The following is a 17,586-nucleotide window of genomic DNA, read 5'->3' as shown; positions in this document are numbered from 1 at the left end:
GAGTGAGCTGAAAAATCATTGATGTATTTTATCTTTTTAAAACTGCTGTCTAGAAAAGCGGAGATGTCGAAGAAGGGCTTTTACGGATCAATCCGGTGAATCATCAGCCCGATCTGTTCGATCAGAAGGTCCGGAGTGATCAGGCTCGCTGGCCTTTTCTACGAGTGGTCGCAGTTTGAATCGACAGACATTGCCGCCGCGCACCATGCACTCCGTGTGATCGACCTCACCACCGCCTAACGCTCCGATCAAGGCCAGGTCCAGTTCGCAGACCACCGGGTGGGCCGCGGCCAGGCGGTGGAAGACGCAGTTGTGCGCGACGATTTCCTTATCGTCGGACGAGCGAAAAAACACCTCTGCTTCGTACCCGGCCTGGTTCATGTGCTGCACGATCCTGGTTTCGTCAACCACCTGAGGTTCGCGGTCCAGGGCCAGTTTGCGGCCCATGCTGCGCATCAGCGAAGCCAGGGCATCGTGGCCGATGATGTCGGCCACTTCCTCGATCAGCACACTGGCCAGCATCTGATATTGGCGAGGGAACTGCTCGCGTGCATGGTCGGTGAGCCGATACAGCTGCTCCGGACGCCGGCCCGTCGGCCGGGTTTCGCCGCGCAGCACCAAGGCGTCACGCTCCAGCGCCGCCAGATGCTGGCGAACGGCGGTGCGTGTCACCGAAAGATGGTCAGCCAACTCGTCAATGCTCATGCCGCCCGCATGGTGCAGCAGCGCATTGAGCAGGTCCTGCTGTGTTCGGCCCAGTCCTTCCAGCATGGTTTGCCCTCGCGCGGTATCAGAACTTGTCCGGGAATTGCTTGACCAGTGCGGCCGTCAGCGTGTCAGCCAGCGACACGATATGGGTGCGCATCATCTGCCAGGTGCGTGCTTCGCCTGCATAGTCGTGCGCGGCGAGTTCATCGACTTGGGCGACGTGGTGGCCGCCGTGGGCTGACAACATCGCAACCAGCGTGTTTTCAGGCAGGTTGGGGTTGGCTTTGGCCAGAAATGCTGCAATCGCCTTGGCATTGCTGGTCAAGTCCGTGACAGCTGCCTGCTTGCCTTTCGTGTCTTTGGCGACCGTGGCGTCGCTGTAGTGTTTCACCGCGCCCCAGTGACCGGCAAGCAGCTTGAGCAGCTGATCGGCAGCGGGCTGACCGTAGAGCGGAGCGATGCTGTTGGCGATTTTGGTCGCGTTGTCGACGACCTGGTCAGCGGCGACTTTGGCTTGCTGTTTGTTCGCTGCCTGGTTGGCGATCGCGTAATTTCTGATCCAGAAAATATGCTCGACCCACAGGTCGCGCAAGGCCAGGCGCGTGGTCAGCGCGACGCTGTCGGCGGAGGCTGGAGCGGCGGGGGGATTCTGGCTCCAGGCCGGTTGAGCACAGAACGCCAACAGCATTAAAGCCAGGACTTTGATATTCATGACGGCACCCTCTGGTGATGGGATTGTTCGACAATATCAATTTAAGCATACGAATATGTCTTTATTGGGCCCAGGCCAAACTCGCGGATCAACGGTAGGTAAAAGGGGAGAGTAGGGACACCGCAGCCTGGCTAACGGGTGCCCCCTTCGTTACGCAAAAATCAGAACTTGAACGCTTGTCGGCCTACCAGCAACCAGTGGCCTTTCTGTTTTTGCCAAATCTGGAAGTTCTCGATTTCGGTTGGCACCACTTCGGTCCCCTTCAGCGCTTGAGCCGAGAAGTGATGGCGGACCAACGCCACGTCACCCGACACGGTGATGGTCTGGTTCTGCATCTCCAGGGTTTTAAATGCGCTTTTGCCGGTTTCGATATCGGCGATAAATTCCTTCTTGTCCTGAATCTTGCCGCTGGAATGCCCATAGGTCAGGTTCTCGGCGGTCAGCGCTTTCAGTTCGGCAATGTTCTTGTTCAACATGGCTTGTGTCAGATGGTCGACGGCTTGCGCAACATCTTTGTCCGCGGAAGCAGGGGCGGCGGCTACGTAGCCACTGAAGAGGCACAAGAATCCAATCAGCAGTTTCACTTTTTTCATGGGTGTTTCCTTGTTGTTGTGGGGTCGTCGGAGCGAGAGTGAAAACATCACTTATCGGTCATCGTACAACCTACCATGCAGCCGAGAAAAAAACGAACGTGCGTTGAGGGATTGTCTCGAGGTTTAAGGTCGGAACGACGTCCCGAAAAATGAAGGTGAAAACTTTTGTCTGGGGCGAGCAGGGTTCGTTAGCAAAGTCTTCATATTGCCGGGTGTAGTCAGCGAGACTCACCATTACAATGCAACACGTAGTAACTCATCATTTATAGGGATATTGGCTAGTGGATGACAACAGAAGGCCCATCAAGACGCGCTCTGCGGGCTGGGCAAGACGCATCACCGACATTCTGGTGAAAAGAGACATTTCCCCCAATCAGATATCCGTCGCCAGCATCGCCTTCGCGTTTGCCGGCGTCGTGGCGCTCAATATTGATAGCGGTGTCATTGGATCGATCTGCTGCGCGATCGGCATTCAGTTGCGCCTGCTGTGCAACCTCTTCGATGGGATGGTGGCGATAGAGGGCGGCAAGAAGTCCGATATCGGCAGTCTCTACAACGAATTCCCCGACCGGATTGCCGACAGCCTGCTGATCGTAGGGTTGGGGTATGCCGTTGGGCAATCCGACCTCGGATGGTTTGCTGCCCTGGCGGCGGCACTGACTGCTTATGTCAGGGTGTTCGGCGGCTCGCTTGGTCTCAAGCAGACTTTCATGGGCCCTATGGCCAAGCAGCATCGAATGGCCGTGATGACCGCAGCACTGCTGCTGAATGCCGTCGAAACCAGCGTTTATGGCACTCACTACGTACTATTGATCGCGCTGGCTGTCATCGCCATTGGTTCAGTCGCAACCTGCGTCACACGAACGCTGGCGATCGCCAGGCAGCTGAAGGGGGCCGACCATGTGGATCAGTAATGCGCTGATTTCTGTTCTTCGACTGGTTATTGGCGTCACGGCCAGGTGGGAGAGCCCGCCGGATCTCTCGCGTCAGCGAATCTATTTCGCCAACCACACCAGTCACATGGACACCTTGGCCATCATTGCGGCCCTGCCGCCCGAGGCCAGGTTAAATGTGAAGCCGATCGCCGCTGCCGATTACTGGGGAAAGAACCGGTTTCTGTCGTACATCTCCCAGAAAGGCCTGAATGCCGTGCTGATTGACCGTAAACCGGCGCCCGGTAAAAACGCGCTGGAGCCCATTTTCGATGTGGTGCAGGCGGGTCATTCGATCATCTTCTTTCCAGAAGGCACTCGCTCATCCGAGGCACTGCCCGGGGAATTCAAATCAGGTCTTTACCGGTTGAGCGAAACTTTTCCCGATGTCGACCTGGTGCCGATCTACCTGGAAAACCTTCATCGCTCCATGCCCAAAGGCAAACACGCCCCGCTGCCGATCATCTGCACGATCCGTATCGGCAATCCGATGGAAAGGATTGCTGGCGAGGATAAACAGGTGTTTCTGGAACGCGCGCGTAACGCCATTGTGGGGCTGTCGAAATGAGTCTTGAAGCCAAGTTTTTGTGGTTCTTTTTTGGATTGGCCTGCTTGCTGGCGATTGCTTCGCTGGCCGGTCGATTGCTGGCCCGGCGGGCCAAAACGGAAGGCGCTGTCTCGACCATCGAAAACCTCAATCAGCGCGTGAATGCCTGGTGGGGGATGGTCATCATCTTCTTCGTGTCCTACCTGCTGGGCGGCAATGCAACGGTTGTCCTGTTCGGATTCATCTCACTGTTCGCGCTCAGGGAATTCATCACCCTGACACCGACCAGGCGAGGTGACCATAACGCCCTGTTTTCGGCGTTTTTCATCCTGATCCCGCTGCAATACATTCTGATCGGTACTCACTGGTATTCGATGTTTACGCTGCTGATTCCGGTGTATTCATTCCTGCTGCTACCGGCGATTGCGGTGCTGAGCCAGGACACTGACGGCTTCCTGGAAAGGACGGCAAAGATCCAGTGGGGCGTGATGATCTGCATTTATTGCATCAGCCATGCGCCCGCGCTTTTGCTCCTGGATCTGCAAGGATTCGCGGGCCAAAACGCGCTGCTGCTGTTCTATCTGGTGTTTGTCGTTCAGTTGAGTGACGTGTTGCAGTACGTGTTCGGCAAACTCTTCGGCAAGCACAAAGTTGCGCCGCTGGTGAGTCCATCAAAAACGGTCGAAGGTCTGGTCGGTGGCGGCCTGTCTGCAACGCTGATTGGCGGCTGCATGTTCTGGATGACCCCCTTCAGCTTCTGGCAGTCACTGATGATGTCGTTCGTCATCGTGGTGATGGGCTTCCTCGGTGGGCTGGTCATGTCGGCGATCAAACGCAGTCTGAGCGCCAAGGACTGGGGCACCATGATCAAAGGTCACGGCGGCATGCTCGACCGGATGGACTCGATTTGCTTCGCAGCGCCGATCTTCTTCCACCTGACGCGATACTTCTTCTCCGCTGCCTGATTCGGGCGCCATCAAAACCGAAAAAACATACCGCATGTCGCAAAGACATGCGTGTATGGATACTTCGCTTCATCAACCACTCGTGCCGGTCGATAACCTTTTCAGCAAACCAATCCGCAGTTGGCTTTACGCCACTGACAAACGTGCTGAGAGAGGATCCACAGAGTGTCCATAAAATTACGTTTGATTCTGCTGATTGGCACCGGGCTGATTACCGCGTTGATCATGAGCCTGGTCAGTTACCTGGGAAATACCCAGATGGCTGCTGCGGTGAATGACAACGAGGTCAGTATGGCCGTGCTGCGCAATCACCTCGAAGCCGACATGATGCACGACGCGTTACGCGCCGACGTGCTGTCCGCGATGTTGGTCGGGTTGGGTAAAAGCACCAGCAGCAAAGCCGAGGTGCGCAGCTCCCTCGAGGAACATACGGCGCATTTTCGTGAAATGCTCGGTGAAAACCTTAAGCTGCCGGTCAACGACACCATTAAGGGGGCCCTGAACAAGATCAAGCCCAGCCTCGATACCTACATCAGCGCAGCCGAAGGCATCGTCGGGCTGGCGCTGGAAAATCCGGAGGCCGCGCAGCAACAACTGGGCAGTTTCAGTAGCGTATTCAGCCAGCTGGAAAATCAGTTGGCCGCCCTCAGCGAACTGATCGAGACCAACACCCAACAGACCCGTGCCGGTACTCAAAAAGTCATCAGCAACGCCAATTTCACCCTCGGTGGTGTCCTCATTGCCAGCCTGTTATTGCTGCTCGCCCAAGGGCGCTCGGTGATGCTGAGCATCATGGGGCCGTTACAGACCGCCAGCCGCATCGCCGACAGCATCGCCCATGGCAACCTGAGCGAACCGATTGTCGAGCCCACCCACAACGACGAAGCCAGCGCACTGATTCGCAGCCTCGCGACCATGCAGCGCGACCTGCGCGGCATGATCGAAGTTGTGCGCAGCAACGCCCACGGCGTGAGTGGCATGAGTGAACAATTGAGCAGCGGCTGCCACGAAGTGGCCGGTAGCAGCCAGCAGCAAAGCGTAGCGGCCAGCACCATGGCGGCGGCTGCCAGCGAAATGACCGCGAGCATCGAGGAGATCACCCGGCATGCCGAGCGCGCACTGAACATGGCCAATCAGGCCGAGGCACTGGCCAAGGATGGCGGTCGCGTGATCCATCAGGTGGTCAACGACATGGACGGCATTGCGCGTTCTGCGCAGCAATCGGCCCAGGTGATCCGCACGCTGGACAAGGAGTCCGAAGGGATTTTCAGCATCATTCAGGTGATCAAGGGCATCGCCGACCAAACCAACCTGCTGGCGCTCAACGCCGCGATCGAAGCCGCTCGTGCCGGTGAGCAAGGGCGTGGGTTTGCCGTGGTGGCCGACGAAGTGCGCAGCCTGGCGGGACGCACCAGCGCCTCCACCCAGGAAATTGCCACGATGGTGTCACGCATCCAGCAAAGCACCCGCGAGGCGGTGACCAGCATGGAGGCGGGCGTGGCGCAGGTCGACAAAGGCATGGCCGTGACCGCCGACGTCGAACGCGCCATCCGCGAAATCCTCGACGCCACGTTGAACACCACGCAACTGGTCAATGACATCACCCGCACCATCGGTGAGCAGAGCCTGGCCAGCAACGAAATCGCCCATCAGGTCGAAATGATTGCCGGTATGTCCGAAGGCAATAGCAAGGTCATTGGCCGAACCGCCTCGACCACCGATGAGTTGTCCACCCTGGCAGGCAAGCTGTCGCAGTCGGTCGACCGGTTCAGACTTTAAGCCATAACGCGCCCTGTAGCAGCTGTCGAGCTTGCGAGGCTGCGTTCGGCTGCGCAGCAGTCGTAAACCCTGAGTGCGCGGTGAATCTGACACACCGCATTGTCTGACCTTACGACTGCTGCGCAGCCGAACGCAGCCTCGCGAGCTCGACAGCTGCTACAGCTGCTACAGAGCCGGACGCAAGCTCGCGCATGAAACGCCTAGAGATACTTATCCGTAACCGCGCCTTCCGAGGCGCTGGACACGGTCTTCGCGTACTTGGCCAACACACCGCGTTTGTACTTGGATTCCGGGCGCACCCAGCGGGTCTTGCGCTCGGCCAGTTCGGCGTCGGAGACATCGACCGTAATCTGCCGTGTTTCGGCGTCGATGGTGATCTTGTCGCCGTCTTCAATCAGCGCGATCGGCCCGCCATCAAAAGCTTCGGGCGTGATATGACCCACCACAAACCCATGTGAACCGCCGGAGAAGCGGCCATCGGTGATGAGCGCAACGTCCTTGCCCAGCCCTTTGCCCATGACCGCCGAAGTCGGCGAGAGCATCTCGCGCATGCCCGGGCCGCCCTTGGGGCCTTCGTAGCGAATCACGATCACATCGCCGGCTTTGACTTCGCCGTTGAGGATGCCGGCCAGCGCGCCTTCCTCGCCGTGATACACACGAGCCGTGCCTTCAAAGCGCAAACCTTCCTTGCCGGTGATCTTGGCCACAGCGCCGGTGGGCGAAAGGTTGCCGCGCAGCACCACTAAATGGGAGTCCTTTTTGATCGGTTGGTCGAAAGGCAGGATCACGTCCTGGCCTTCGGGGTAATCGGGCACGTTTTCCAGGTTTTCGGCCAGGGTTTTGCCGGTGACCGTCAGCGCATCGCCATGCAGCATGCCGGCGGCGAGCATGCGCTTCATCAGCGGCTGGATGCCGCCGATGGCCACCAGTTCACTCATCATGTATTGGCCGCTGGGGCGCAGGTCGGCCACCACCGGGGACACCTTGCCCAACTCGACGAAATCATCCAGCGTCAGCTCGACATCCACGGCATGCGCCATGGCCAGGAGGTGCAGCACGGCATTGGTCGAGCCGGCGAGGGCGATCACGACTCGAATGGCATTTTCAAAGGCCTTGCGGGTCATGATGTCGCGCGGTTTGATGTCTCGTTTGAGCAGCTCCATGACCTGCTGACCGGCGCGGAAACTGTCCGACGCCTTGTCGCTGCCGACGGCCTCCTGAGAGCTGGAACCGGGCAGGCTCATGCCCAACGCCTCAATCGCGGAAGCCATGGTGTTGGCCGTGTACATGCCGCCGCAGGAGCCGGGGCCTGGAATCGCCACTTCCTCGATTTGCTTGACTTGAATCTCGCTGATGTCACCCCGTGCGTGCTGACCCACGGCCTCGAATACGGAGATGATATCGGTGTGGCCGGCGCCCGGCCGGATGGTGCCGCCATAGACGAAGATGGAAGGGCGATTCAGTCGCGCCATGCCGATCAGGCAGCCCGGCATGTTCTTGTCACAACCGCCCACAGTCACCAGACCGTCAAAGCCTTCGCAGCCGGCCACCACTTCAATCGAATCGGCGATCACTTCCCGTGATACCAGCGAATACTTCATGCCTTCGGTGCCGTTGGCGATGCCGTCGGAAATGGTGATCGTGTTGAAAATGACACCCTTGGCACCGGCGGCATTCGCGCCTTTTTCGGCTTCAATGGCCAGCTTGTCGATGTGCATGTTGCAGGGCGTGACCATCGCCCACGTGGAGGCGATACCGATCTGCGGTTTTTTGAAGTCTTCGTCCGTAAAACCCACGGCCCGCAGCATCGCGCGGCCGGGCGTGCGCTCCACGCCGTCGACCACTTGGGAGGAATATTTGCGCAAATCGTCTTTGTCGCTCATGACTGCTCCTCACAGGTTCATCTAGAAAATCACGATGAGTATAGTGGGCTCAGCACCCGTGCCCGGACTATCAAGTCGGGAACAGACGCGCGGGTTTGCCGTGTCGTGATATTCTTCGCCCCAACTTGCTTTGACCTATTCAGTTTGCGCGTTCTCGAGACGCGCCAACAGAATCACTGTCGCTCAAGTAGCTGAAGCCAATAACGATAAAAAGTCAGTTCAGTAGGGACATATAAACTGAGGTCGATGGAGACACGTCGGCCTTGTGTGCCCACCCTCCAATCCTGATCAGTGCGCAACCCACAGCATGCTGCCTGCATGCCGTGAACCAGGGGGCCTCATGCATGAGGATGGAAGGGCGGATGGCGTTTTATCAAAGGTGCTACAGATGTTTAAGAAAATGAACACGGCCCTGCTGGGGCTGGCTTTGTCGATGGGGATCACGTCCGTTCACGCGGAAGAGGCAAAGAAAGTCGATGTGCTGCTCATTGGCGGCGGCATCATGAGCGCGACCCTCGGTGTTTGGCTCAATGAGCTGGAACCTGGCACTTCGATGGAAATGATCGAGCGCCTCGACGGCGTCGCCCTGGAAAGCTCCAACGGCTGGAACAACGCCGGTACCGGTCACTCCGCCCTGGCCGAGTTGAACTACACCCCGGAAGACGATAAAGGCAACGTCCAGATCACGAAAGCCGTTGAAATCAACGAAGCCTTTCAGATCTCCCGTCAGTTCTGGGCCTGGCAGGTTCAGCAAGGCGTGCTGAAGAACCCGCGTTCGTTCATCAACTCCACGCCACACATGAGCTTTGTGTGGGGCGATGACAACATCAAGTTCCTGAAAAAGCGCTACGAAGCCCTGCAAGCAAGCCCGCTGTTCGCCGGCATGCAGTACTCCGAAGACCCGGCTGTGATCAAGAAGTGGGTTCCGCTGATGATGGAAGGGCGTGACCCGAACCAGAAAGTCGCGGCCACCTGGAGCCCGATCGGTACCGACATGAACTTTGGCGAGATCACCCGCCAGTTCGTCGCGCACCTGCAAACCACGCCGAAGTTCGACCTGAAACTGTCTAGCGAAGTGCAAGACATCACCAAGAACGAAGACGGCAGCTGGCGCGTCAGCTACAAAAACCTGAAAGACGGCACCAAAACCGAAACCGACGCCAAGTTTGTGTTCATCGGCGCGGGCGGCGGTGCACTGCACCTGCTGCAGAAGTCCGGCATTCCTGAAGCCAAGGAATACGCAGGCTTCCCGGTAGGCGGCTCGTTCCTCGTGACCGAAAACCCGACCATCGCCGAGCAACACCTGGCCAAGGCCTACGGCAAAGCCTCCGTTGGCGCACCGCCAATGTCGGTTCCGCACCTGGACACCCGTGTCCTGGACGGCAAGCGCGTCATCCTGTTTGGCCCATTCGCGACCTTCAGCACCAAGTTCCTGAAAGAAGGCTCGTACCTGGACCTGTTGACCACCACCACCACGCACAACGTGTGGCCAATGACCAAAGTCGGCATCAAGGAATACCCGCTGGTCGAGTACCTTGCTGGCCAACTGATGCTGTCTGACGAAGACCGCCTCAACGCCCTGAAAGAATACTTCCCGAACGCCAAAGCCGAAGACTGGCGCCTGTGGCAAGCCGGCCAACGCGTGCAAATCATCAAGCGTGATGAAGCCGCGGGTGGCGTGCTGAAGTTGGGTACCGAGATTGTTGCCTCGCAAGACGGCACCATCGCTGGTCTGCTGGGCGCATCGCCGGGCGCTTCGACGGCGGCACCGATCATGCTGACCGTGCTGCAGAAGGTGTTCAAGGACAAGGTTGCTTCCCCAGCCTGGCAGGAAAAGCTGCACCAGATCGTGCCGAGCTATGGCACTCAGTTGAATGGCAGCCCTGAGAAAGTGGCTGAAGAGTGGGCTTACACCGCCAAGGTGTTGCAGCTGACTCCGCCGCCGGCGATTGGTCAGGTGGTGGCTCCGGCTGCTGCTCCGGCTGCGCCGGCCAAGGCTCCGAAGGCTAATGCTGCGACTGATATGGCTCTGTAACTAGAGGCCAAATCAAAAGCCCACTGAACCGGTGACGGTCAGTGGGCTTTTTTGTGTCTGGGATTCAGTTCCTGCAGGTTACTCAACACTAAGGCGGAAGCGGGCGGACCGCTCACTCATTACTGCGTAGGTTTTTTTTCAACGTCCTTCGAACCGCTAGAGGTGGCCGCATCTTTGTCCGTCTCTTCCGACTCCGCACCAGAGTTTGAACCCGCAGCTTCCTCGCCTTTTTTGTCGGCCTTGTCCTCCTTGGATTCAGAGCCCTGAGCCTGATTGATTCCGGGAAGCGCGGCAGGTGGCACAGCAGATTCTCCAGTCGCCTTTTCGGCAGCCAGTGCGAAAAGCGAGCAGGCGAACAGGCCCGCGATCGTGAGAGCAGCAATTGTCCTGTTCATCATTTAGGCCTGCCATGTGAGGGGGTGTACAGCGTTGGAGAAACCGGGAAGGGGAAGGTGCCAGGAAGCTGACAAACGGCAGGGGAGCGAGGTTACGGCTGCTGATGAAATGTCTTTGTAAGTAAGCGTAATCGCAAAGCCCACTGAACCGGTGACGGTCCGTTGGCTTTTTTGTGTCTGGAATTCGATCTTGCAGATTACGAATTGCTAAGACTGACGAGTTTTTTGTGGCGAGGGGGCTTGCCCTAGAAAGGTGAACGATCATTCAATGTCGTACATCAATTCCAAGCTTTTTCTCCATTCATTCGGCGCATTGTATCTTGCGTAATAAATCTCCCTTTCTCCTCCGCTTAAATCAGTAAAAAACGGCGAGAAGTAGCTGTCGTTATAGTAGCCCTGAGCGCCTTGCATATTTCCTCCCCACCACAAAGGGTTGTACCCCTCAAACGCTATCCAGGGTGGCGGAACGGCCAATTTCTCAAGCTGAATGATGTTTAGAAATTCGGCGCTGTTCGTAACCATCCGCATCGTTGTGGCGTTAAATTCTCCGTCGGATCTGAAATAGATCAGGTGGTTGTATTCTCGGATGTCTGAATAACGCTTTACGGGAAGGTCGTTGAATAGTTTTTCAGTCTTGAACCTGAAATTCGATTTGTAGTGGTCTAATGAAACCGGACACCCATTTAGGCGAGAATACTCGCCAGATCGAGGTGTCAGATGACCAAACAACGCCGCTCCTTTACTGCTGAATTCAAACGCGAGGCTGCTGACCTCGTGCTCAAGCAAAACTACAGCTACATCGAAGCCAGCCGCTCACTCGGCATTGGTGAGTCAGCGCTGCGCCGCTGGGTTGACCAGGTTCAGAAAGAGCACCAAGGCGTCACTCCGCAGAGCAAGGCGCTGACCCCAGAGCAGCAGAAAATTCAGGAACTGGAAGCCCGGATCGCTCGGCTTGAGCGAGAAAAATCCATACTAAAAAAGGCTACCGCGCTCTTGATGTCGGAAGATCACGAGCGTTTGCGCTGATTGATCAGTTGAGTGCCCATGAGCCGGTTGATTGGCTGTGTAAGGTGTTTGAAGTCACCCGCTCGTGCTACTACGCCCAGCGCCTGCGGCGCCGCACTCCCGATGTTGAACGGCTTCGGTTGCGTAGCCGGGTCAGTGAGCTGTTCTCGCAAAGTCGCAGCGCTGCGGGCAGTCGCAGCATCCTGTCACTGATGCGTGAAGATGGTGAGCAACTCGGTCGATTCAAAGTGCGCAGTTTGATGCGTGAGCTTGATTTAGTCAGTAAACAACCCGGCTCACATGCCTATAAACGAGCGACAGTAGAAAGACTTGATATCCCGAATACCTTGAACCGTGAGTTTGATGTGCCAGCCCCCAATCAGGTCTGGTGCGGTGACATCACCTATATTTGGGCACAAGGAAAGTGGCATTACTTGGCTGTCGTTCTGGATCTCTGCACGCGCCGGATAGTGGGCTGGGCACTGTCGGAAAAACCGGACGCCGAACTCGTGATCCGAGCCCTGGATATGGCCTACGAGCAGCGTGGCAGGCCTTCGGATCTGCTGTTCCACTCGGATCAAGGGTCCCAATATGCAAGCCGGTTGTTTCGCCAGCGGTTGTGGCGATACCGCATACGCCAGAGCATGAGTCGCCGGGGAAATTGCTGGGACAATGCACCGATGGAGCGAGTGTTCCGGAGTTTGAAAACTGAATGGATACCGACCTTAGGCTACAGAACTGCGCAGGAAGCACAGCGCGACATCAGCCATTTTTTGATGCATCGGTACAACCGGATTCGGCCTCACCAATTCAACGGTGGGCTGGCGCCAGCTCGGGCCGAGGAAAAACTTAACGTCGTGTCCGGGATTAGTTGACCACTACAATTCGACAAGTGCCGAAAACTTATGAACGTCTTCATTGCCGATTAAGAAAGCAGAGTAATAGGCCGAGATACCGATATCGTCCAAAGATACCACTTGCGGATAGTCGGTCAGAGACCGAGGGAGACGTGATAGAGGCTCAGCAAAAACCGACTTCAACTCTGGTATGGAGTAGCCGGCAACTTGCTCCTCCTGGCCACGTCTTACGAAAGATTTTATCCGACTGAAAATACTCATTCCCTATCCTCGATCCATTTTCAAGCGTTGACAGATAGGCGTGCTGCTCGACTATCCAAGCATCCGGGTAGGGTTCCGAGTCCTCTGAGCCGCCTCTGTTTATCACGATATAGCAGCTATAAAGCTTGCAATAAACTATCCGTGATCATTCCCGAAAAAGCTGTCTCTACCGGTCCAATGAGAAAGACCGGTCCCACGCCATCCCATTGAACCGTTACAGTTCCGCCATCACATTCAACCTCAACGGAATTGTCTAACAAGCCACGACGAATTCCGTTAACAGCGGCGCCACAAGAGCAGGAACCTGAACCGAGCGGAATACCACCCCGGCGCTCCCAGATGCGCAACCGAATGTGCTTTCGGTTAATGATCTGGACGAAATGCACGTTGGTCCTGAGGGGAAATAGGGAGTTGGTTTCAATTGTCGGTCCAATTGCCGCTATATCAATGGCTGTTAGATCATCCACAAAATAGGTGCAGTGCGGATTTCCCATGCTGCAAGCTGTTGGGTCTCCAGCAAGTGGCAAAACAGCAGTGTCCAGTTCCAGCGACAGAGGAATTTCCGACCAACCGAAAAGCGGCTCGCCCATGTTTACAGAAATTGCGCCGGCTGAAGTTCGTTCGCAAGTGAGTAGACCACGCTTGGTTCGGAGCGCTATCGAAGAAGTATTTGATTCGAGCATCAACATATCCGCGGCACCCCGCGTTGCACTGCCACAAACATCCAGCGTGGAGCCATCTGCGTTCCAAAACATCAAACGCGCATCTGCATCATCGCAATCGAGCACTACCGCGAGTTGATTGAATCCGATTCCTCGGGTCCGATCACCCATTCGCCGAGCCAGGGTACTTGTCATTGGATTGACCGCGTTTCGCGAGTCCACAATAACGAAGTCATCGCCATTGGCGTGCATTTTATGAAAACTCAGCGGCATAAATAGACCCTGGCGGAATTGATATTTAAAGGCGATCCAGCCCCAATTTGGCATTCTGATCCGTATTTTTCTGCGCCATCTGCATCTGTAACGCACACAGCCGCCGGCTCACAATAACGGCACGCTCCGCAGTCGCGGAAACCGCTGCACCGCAAACTCATAATGTAGGAGGCCCAATGGGCAAGATGGCGATTTTCCTGGGTGGATTTCTGGTGTTGACCATTTTGATTGGTGCCCTGGCCACGATCTCTCCCACTTAATCCTTCCTGCGATCAGACATCCTCCCGCCAGCGCCGCGCCTGAACGACCAACGCCGGCGCAAAGTGCAGCACGACCATTCGCACCAGGTGATGGGTCAGGATGAACACCACGTTCAGCCCGCCACTGAAGGCGACGAGGGCGATGGTTTCGATGGCGCCAGGCATGTACGCCAGCCACAACGACAAGGGGTCGCTGCCCAGGACCCGTCCGGCCACGCCGGCAAACGCCGCTGCGATCAGCAGCATCAGGGCGACGGCCATCAGCCCGGCCCGGCCGTGGCGGACAAGGTCTGCGAGGCTGATGTCTTTGAATTTCGAGCCGATCAGCACGCCGAGGAGGACCACGGCGGTGTCGACACTCCATGACGGCAGGTGGAAGGCCTGGAGATAGCCCATCTTGAGGTAGACGCCGGTGACGATGATCGCGGTGAGCATGAACGGTGCTGGAACGCCGACACGCAACAGCAAGCGGCCGAGCAACAGGCACAAGGCGATCAGCAACAGCAGGGTCAGCGCGGTACTCGTAAGCAGCGGGCTGCTCTCGGCAAGTGCCACGTCGGTCTGTCCGGGAATGCAAAAGCTGACCAGCACGGTGATCGACAGCAGTCGCACCAGGTGTACGACGATCACCTTGCTGGAAGCGCGCTCGGACTCGAGCAAATCGAACACGGCGGCGAGTGCGCCCGGATACACGGCTAACAGGGAGTCCTTCGGGTTCCATCCCGAGACTCTGAGCAGCCACAAACCGGCCACGGCGCTCTGGACCGTCAGGCCCAGCAGCATGAAGCCCAGGCTCGGTAACATAGCGGCCGCCGTTTGGCTGTTCCACGACGTGAACATCAGACCGGTCGCGATCCCCAACACGATTTGCACGTAGCCAAGGCTGAAGGGCAGCGTGGGGGAAAAACGCAAGTTGCTGGCGATCAACGCGGTGGCGAGTATCGAACCGAGCAACAGGCCATGGGGGATACCAGCGTATTGCAGCGCGGTGCCGACGCCGGTGGCGATCAGCAAACACAGTAGGGTTTTCATGGTTTGATGAGTCTTCCTTGATTCATGTTGAACCCAACGCTTGCATCCGGGCCACGCACGTTTTCCCATCTAACGGCGTGAAGCGTCAAGTGACAAAAAGCACAACGCCTCCACAGTGGGAGGCGTTGCAGTTTCAGCAATACCGCTCGTGTTACTTGAGATCGAAGCGATCCAGGTCCATCACTTTGGCCCAGGCGGCTACGAAGTCTTTAACGAACTTCTCCTGCGCATCAGCGGTTGCATAGACTTCAGCCAACGCTCGCAACTGCGCATTCGAGCCGAAGACGAGGTCGACACGGGTGCCGGTCCACTTCACTTCGCCGGTTTTGCGATCGCGCCCTTCAAACTCCTCATTAGCCTCCGACACCGGTTTCCATTCCACGCCCATATCCAGCAGGTTTTTGAAGAAGTCGTTAGTTAGCGCTTCCGGCTGCTGGGTGAATACACCGTGTTTGGTTTGTCCGACGTTGGTGTTCAGCACGCGCATGCCGCCAATGAGCGCGGTCATTTCTGGTGCGGTGAGTGTCAGCAGTTGCGCCTTGTCGATCAACAGCTGCTCGGCCGGGACGCGGTACCTGCCTTTGAGGTAGTTGCGGAAGCCATCAGCGAAGGGTTCGAGGAAGCCGAAAGACTCGACGTCCGTTTGCTCTTGGGAGGCGTCCATCCGTCCTGGCGAGAAAGGCACCGTCACAGTTTGACCGGCATTTTTCGCCGCCTGTTCGACGCCCGCGTTACCGGCCAGCACAATCAAGTCTGCCAGCGAGATCTTCTTGCCGCTGTTGTTGAACTCGCTCTGGATACCCTCGAGTTTCGCCAGCACGTTCGCCAGTTGGTCAGGCTGGTTGGCCTGCCAGAACTTCTGTGGGGCCAGACGCAAACGCCCACCGTTGGCACCGCCGCGTTTGTCGGAGCCTCGGAAGGTCGAAGCCGCCGCCCAAGCCGTTGATACAAGCTGCGAGACGGTCAGCCCCGAGGCCAGCAGTTTGCTCTTGAGTGCGGCGACATCGCTGTCGGTGACCAAAGGATGGTCGACCTCTGGAATCGGATCTTGCCAAATCAGCTCTTCGCTCGGCATTTCCGGGCCGAGGTAGCGGGAGAGGGGACCCATGTCGCGGTGGATCAGCTTGAACCAGGCCCGGGCGAACGCGTCGGCCAACTGGTCTGGATTGGCCAGGAAACGCCGCGAAATCGGTTCGTAGATCGGGTCGAATCGCAGCGACAGGTCGGTGGTCAGCATGGTCGGATTGCGACGTTTGGACGGGTCGTGAGCATCCGGAATAATGCCGGCGCCGGCGTTGTTTTTCGGTATCCACTGGTTCGCACCGGCCGGGCTTTTACTCAGTTCCCACTCGAAGCCGAACAGGTTTTCCAGATAGTTGTTGCTCCACCGGGTGGGCGTGGTGGTCCAGGTGACTTCCAGGCCGCTGGTGATGGTGTCCGGACCTTTGCCGGTGCCGAAGCTGTTCTTCCAGCCAAAACCTTGTTGTTCGAGGCCAGCGGCTTCGGGCTCGGCGCCGACATTGTCGGCAGGTCCGGCGCCGTGGGTCTTGCCAAAGGCGTGGCCGCCGGCGATCAGTGCCACGGTTTCTTCGTCATTCATCGCCATGCGCGCGAAGGTTTCGCGGATGTCCTTCCCGGCCGCGACCGGGTCGGGGTTGCCTTCCGGGCCTTCCGGGTTGACGTAGATCAGGCCCATTTGCACGGCGGCGAGCGGGTTCTCCAGGAAGCGCCCCTGGTCGGTGCGGCTCTCCTCATTTTCCCCCGGCTCAGCCACGAGTGGGCCTTCGCCGGGCTCTTGCATGGGCTCGTTTTTTTTGCCGTAGCGGGTGTCGCCGCCCAGCCACTTGTTTTCGGAGCCCCAGTAGACGTCCTCATCCGGTTCCCAAACGTCCGGACGACCGCCAGAAAAGCCAAAGGTCTTGAAGCCCATGGATTCCAGCGCGACGTTGCCGGTGAGGACGATCAGATCTGCCCAGGAAATGTTGCGGCCATATTTTTGCTTGATCGGCCAGAGCAGCCGGCGTGCCTTGTCGAGGCTGACGTTGTCCGGCCAACTGTTGAGCGGCGCGAAGCGTTGCTGACCGGAACCGGCGCCACCACGACCGTCACCGGTGCGGTACGTACCGGCGGAGTGCCAGGCCATGCGAATGAAGAGTGGCCCGTAGTGACCGAAGTCCGCCGGCCACCAGTCCTGGGAATCGGTCATCAACGCAGTCAGGTCTCTTTTGACCGCTTCAAAGTCCAGGCTTTTGAATGCTTCGGCGTAGTTGAAGCCCTCGTCCATGGGATCGGACAGGGACGAGTGCTGATGGAGGATCTTCAGATTCAGTTGGTTCGGCCACCAGTCGCGGTTTGTCGTGCCACCGCCAGCGGCGCTAAGGAACGGGCATTTCGATTCGTTTGCCATGTGTGAGCTACCTTTTGGTCGTATTCATCCGGCTATCCGGCCCAACGTGGGCGTTAAACAGCAACGGGCGAAACCAATGACACAGGCTGCAGGGCCAGCAGTTTGATCAACTGATTGTTTTGATCACAGGGGAATTCTTAACAACGGCAATCGAGTTGCCTGCACGGTGGCCTACGGCAGGTTTAGTCAGGCTTCTGACCCATTCCTATCTCCTTATCAGCTCTTGACCGGCCGGCTTATGGTGCCGACGCTCGGATAAGGTTAGACCCCAGTTGGGAAG

General features: G+C 57.5%; 15 protein-coding genes and 1 pseudogene. 7 read left to right on the top strand and 9 right to left on the bottom strand.

Annotated elements, in window-relative coordinates:
* Positions 1 to 87 precede the first annotated feature (87 nt).
* From JFU47_RS30105 to JFU47_RS30095, 3 genes are all read right to left on the bottom strand, one after another.
* Positions 88 to 771: a helix-turn-helix transcriptional regulator gene (locus JFU47_RS30105; RefSeq protein ID WP_201187840.1), complete on the bottom strand. Its 684-nt coding sequence runs from the start codon at positions 769 to 771 to the stop codon at positions 88 to 90.
* Between the two features lie 19 nt (positions 772 to 790).
* Complete coding sequence (locus JFU47_RS30100; RefSeq protein ID WP_201187839.1) at positions 791 to 1,420, bottom strand: hypothetical protein; 630 nt, start codon at positions 1,418 to 1,420, stop codon at positions 791 to 793.
* A gap of 161 nt (positions 1,421 to 1,581) precedes the next feature.
* On the bottom strand, positions 1,582 to 2,013 hold the full coding sequence (locus JFU47_RS30095; RefSeq protein ID WP_140681264.1) for a nuclear transport factor 2 family protein: 432 nt from the start codon (positions 2,011 to 2,013) through the stop codon (positions 1,582 to 1,584).
* 281 nt (positions 2,014 to 2,294) lie between these two features.
* Between JFU47_RS30095 and JFU47_RS30090 the strand changes: the two genes are divergently transcribed.
* The 5 genes and pseudogenes from JFU47_RS30090 (at position 2,295) to JFU47_RS33680 (ending at position 6,236) form a co-directional block, all read left to right on the top strand.
* Positions 2,295 to 2,927, top strand: a complete 633-nt coding sequence (locus JFU47_RS30090; RefSeq protein WP_201187837.1) for a CDP-alcohol phosphatidyltransferase family protein — start codon at positions 2,295 to 2,297, stop codon at positions 2,925 to 2,927.
* On the top strand, positions 2,914 to 3,513 hold the full coding sequence (locus JFU47_RS30085) for a lysophospholipid acyltransferase family protein (RefSeq protein WP_201187835.1): 600 nt from the start codon (positions 2,914 to 2,916) through the stop codon (positions 3,511 to 3,513). Before JFU47_RS30090 ends, JFU47_RS30085 begins: the two co-directional genes overlap by 14 nt.
* Entirely contained in the window at positions 3,510 to 4,457 is a 948-nt protein-coding gene (locus JFU47_RS30080) for a phosphatidate cytidylyltransferase (protein ID WP_140681267.1), read from the top strand. The genes JFU47_RS30085 and JFU47_RS30080 overlap by 4 nt, the downstream gene beginning before the upstream one ends.
* Before the next feature lie 165 nt (positions 4,458 to 4,622).
* Positions 4,623 to 5,378 (top strand): annotated as a pseudogene (locus JFU47_RS33685) (MCP four helix bundle domain-containing protein); the annotation flags it as partial.
* Entirely contained in the window at positions 5,373 to 6,236 is an 864-nt protein-coding gene (locus JFU47_RS33680; protein WP_425589949.1) for a methyl-accepting chemotaxis protein, read from the top strand. The pseudogene JFU47_RS33685 and the gene JFU47_RS33680, both read left to right, overlap by 6 nt.
* A gap of 200 nt (positions 6,237 to 6,436) precedes the next feature.
* Here the strand turns inward: JFU47_RS33680 and ilvD are convergent, their stop codons facing one another.
* Entirely contained in the window at positions 6,437 to 8,119 is a 1,683-nt protein-coding gene (ilvD, locus tag JFU47_RS30070; protein ID WP_140681270.1) for a dihydroxy-acid dehydratase, read from the bottom strand.
* A gap of 388 nt (positions 8,120 to 8,507) precedes the next feature.
* Here ilvD and mqo point away from each other — a divergent pair, with 388 nt between their 5' ends.
* On the top strand, positions 8,508 to 10,154 hold the full coding sequence (mqo, locus tag JFU47_RS30065) for a malate dehydrogenase (quinone) (RefSeq protein WP_201187831.1): 1,647 nt from the start codon (positions 8,508 to 8,510) through the stop codon (positions 10,152 to 10,154).
* Between the two features lie 119 nt (positions 10,155 to 10,273).
* Here mqo and JFU47_RS30060 read toward each other — a convergent pair whose 3' ends face one another.
* Complete coding sequence (locus JFU47_RS30060; RefSeq protein WP_201187829.1) at positions 10,274 to 10,549, bottom strand: hypothetical protein; 276 nt, start codon at positions 10,547 to 10,549, stop codon at positions 10,274 to 10,276.
* A 261-nt stretch (positions 10,550 to 10,810) separates the two neighbouring features.
* Positions 10,811 to 11,278 (bottom strand): hypothetical protein, encoded by a 468-nt coding sequence (locus JFU47_RS30055; RefSeq protein WP_201187827.1) that lies wholly within the window; start codon positions 11,276 to 11,278, stop codon positions 10,811 to 10,813.
* Here JFU47_RS30055 and JFU47_RS30050 point away from each other — a divergent pair.
* A protein-coding gene (locus JFU47_RS30050) for an IS3 family transposase (protein ID WP_201181195.1) occupies positions 11,267 to 12,429 on the top strand; the annotation gives its coding sequence in 2 pieces (ribosomal slippage) (positions 11,267 to 11,522 and positions 11,522 to 12,429; 1,164 coding nt in all). The two genes, JFU47_RS30055 and JFU47_RS30050, sit on opposite strands and share 12 nt — an antisense overlap.
* Positions 12,430 to 12,788: 359 nt before the next feature.
* On the opposite strand, the gene dapF is transcribed toward JFU47_RS30050, so the two are convergent.
* From dapF to katG, 3 genes are all read right to left on the bottom strand, one after another.
* On the bottom strand, positions 12,789 to 13,607 hold the full coding sequence (dapF, locus tag JFU47_RS30045) for a diaminopimelate epimerase (RefSeq protein WP_201188527.1): 819 nt from the start codon (positions 13,605 to 13,607) through the stop codon (positions 12,789 to 12,791).
* Positions 13,608 to 13,879: 272 nt separating this feature from the next.
* Complete coding sequence (locus JFU47_RS30040; RefSeq protein WP_201187825.1) at positions 13,880 to 14,899, bottom strand: AbrB family transcriptional regulator; 1,020 nt, start codon at positions 14,897 to 14,899, stop codon at positions 13,880 to 13,882.
* A 151-nt stretch (positions 14,900 to 15,050) separates the two neighbouring features.
* On the bottom strand, positions 15,051 to 17,306 hold the full coding sequence (katG, locus tag JFU47_RS30035; protein ID WP_201187823.1) for a catalase/peroxidase HPI: 2,256 nt from the start codon (positions 17,304 to 17,306) through the stop codon (positions 15,051 to 15,053).
* Positions 17,307 to 17,586 lie beyond the last annotated feature (280 nt).

The sequence above is a fragment of the Pseudomonas sp. TH39(2020) genome, from assembly GCF_016650715.1.
In the GTDB taxonomy this organism is placed as follows: Bacteria; Pseudomonadota; Gammaproteobacteria; order Pseudomonadales; family Pseudomonadaceae; genus Aquipseudomonas; species Aquipseudomonas mandelii_C.
The sequence above is the reverse complement of the archived record's forward strand: the minus strand, read 5'-3'. Positions and strand labels throughout refer to the sequence as shown.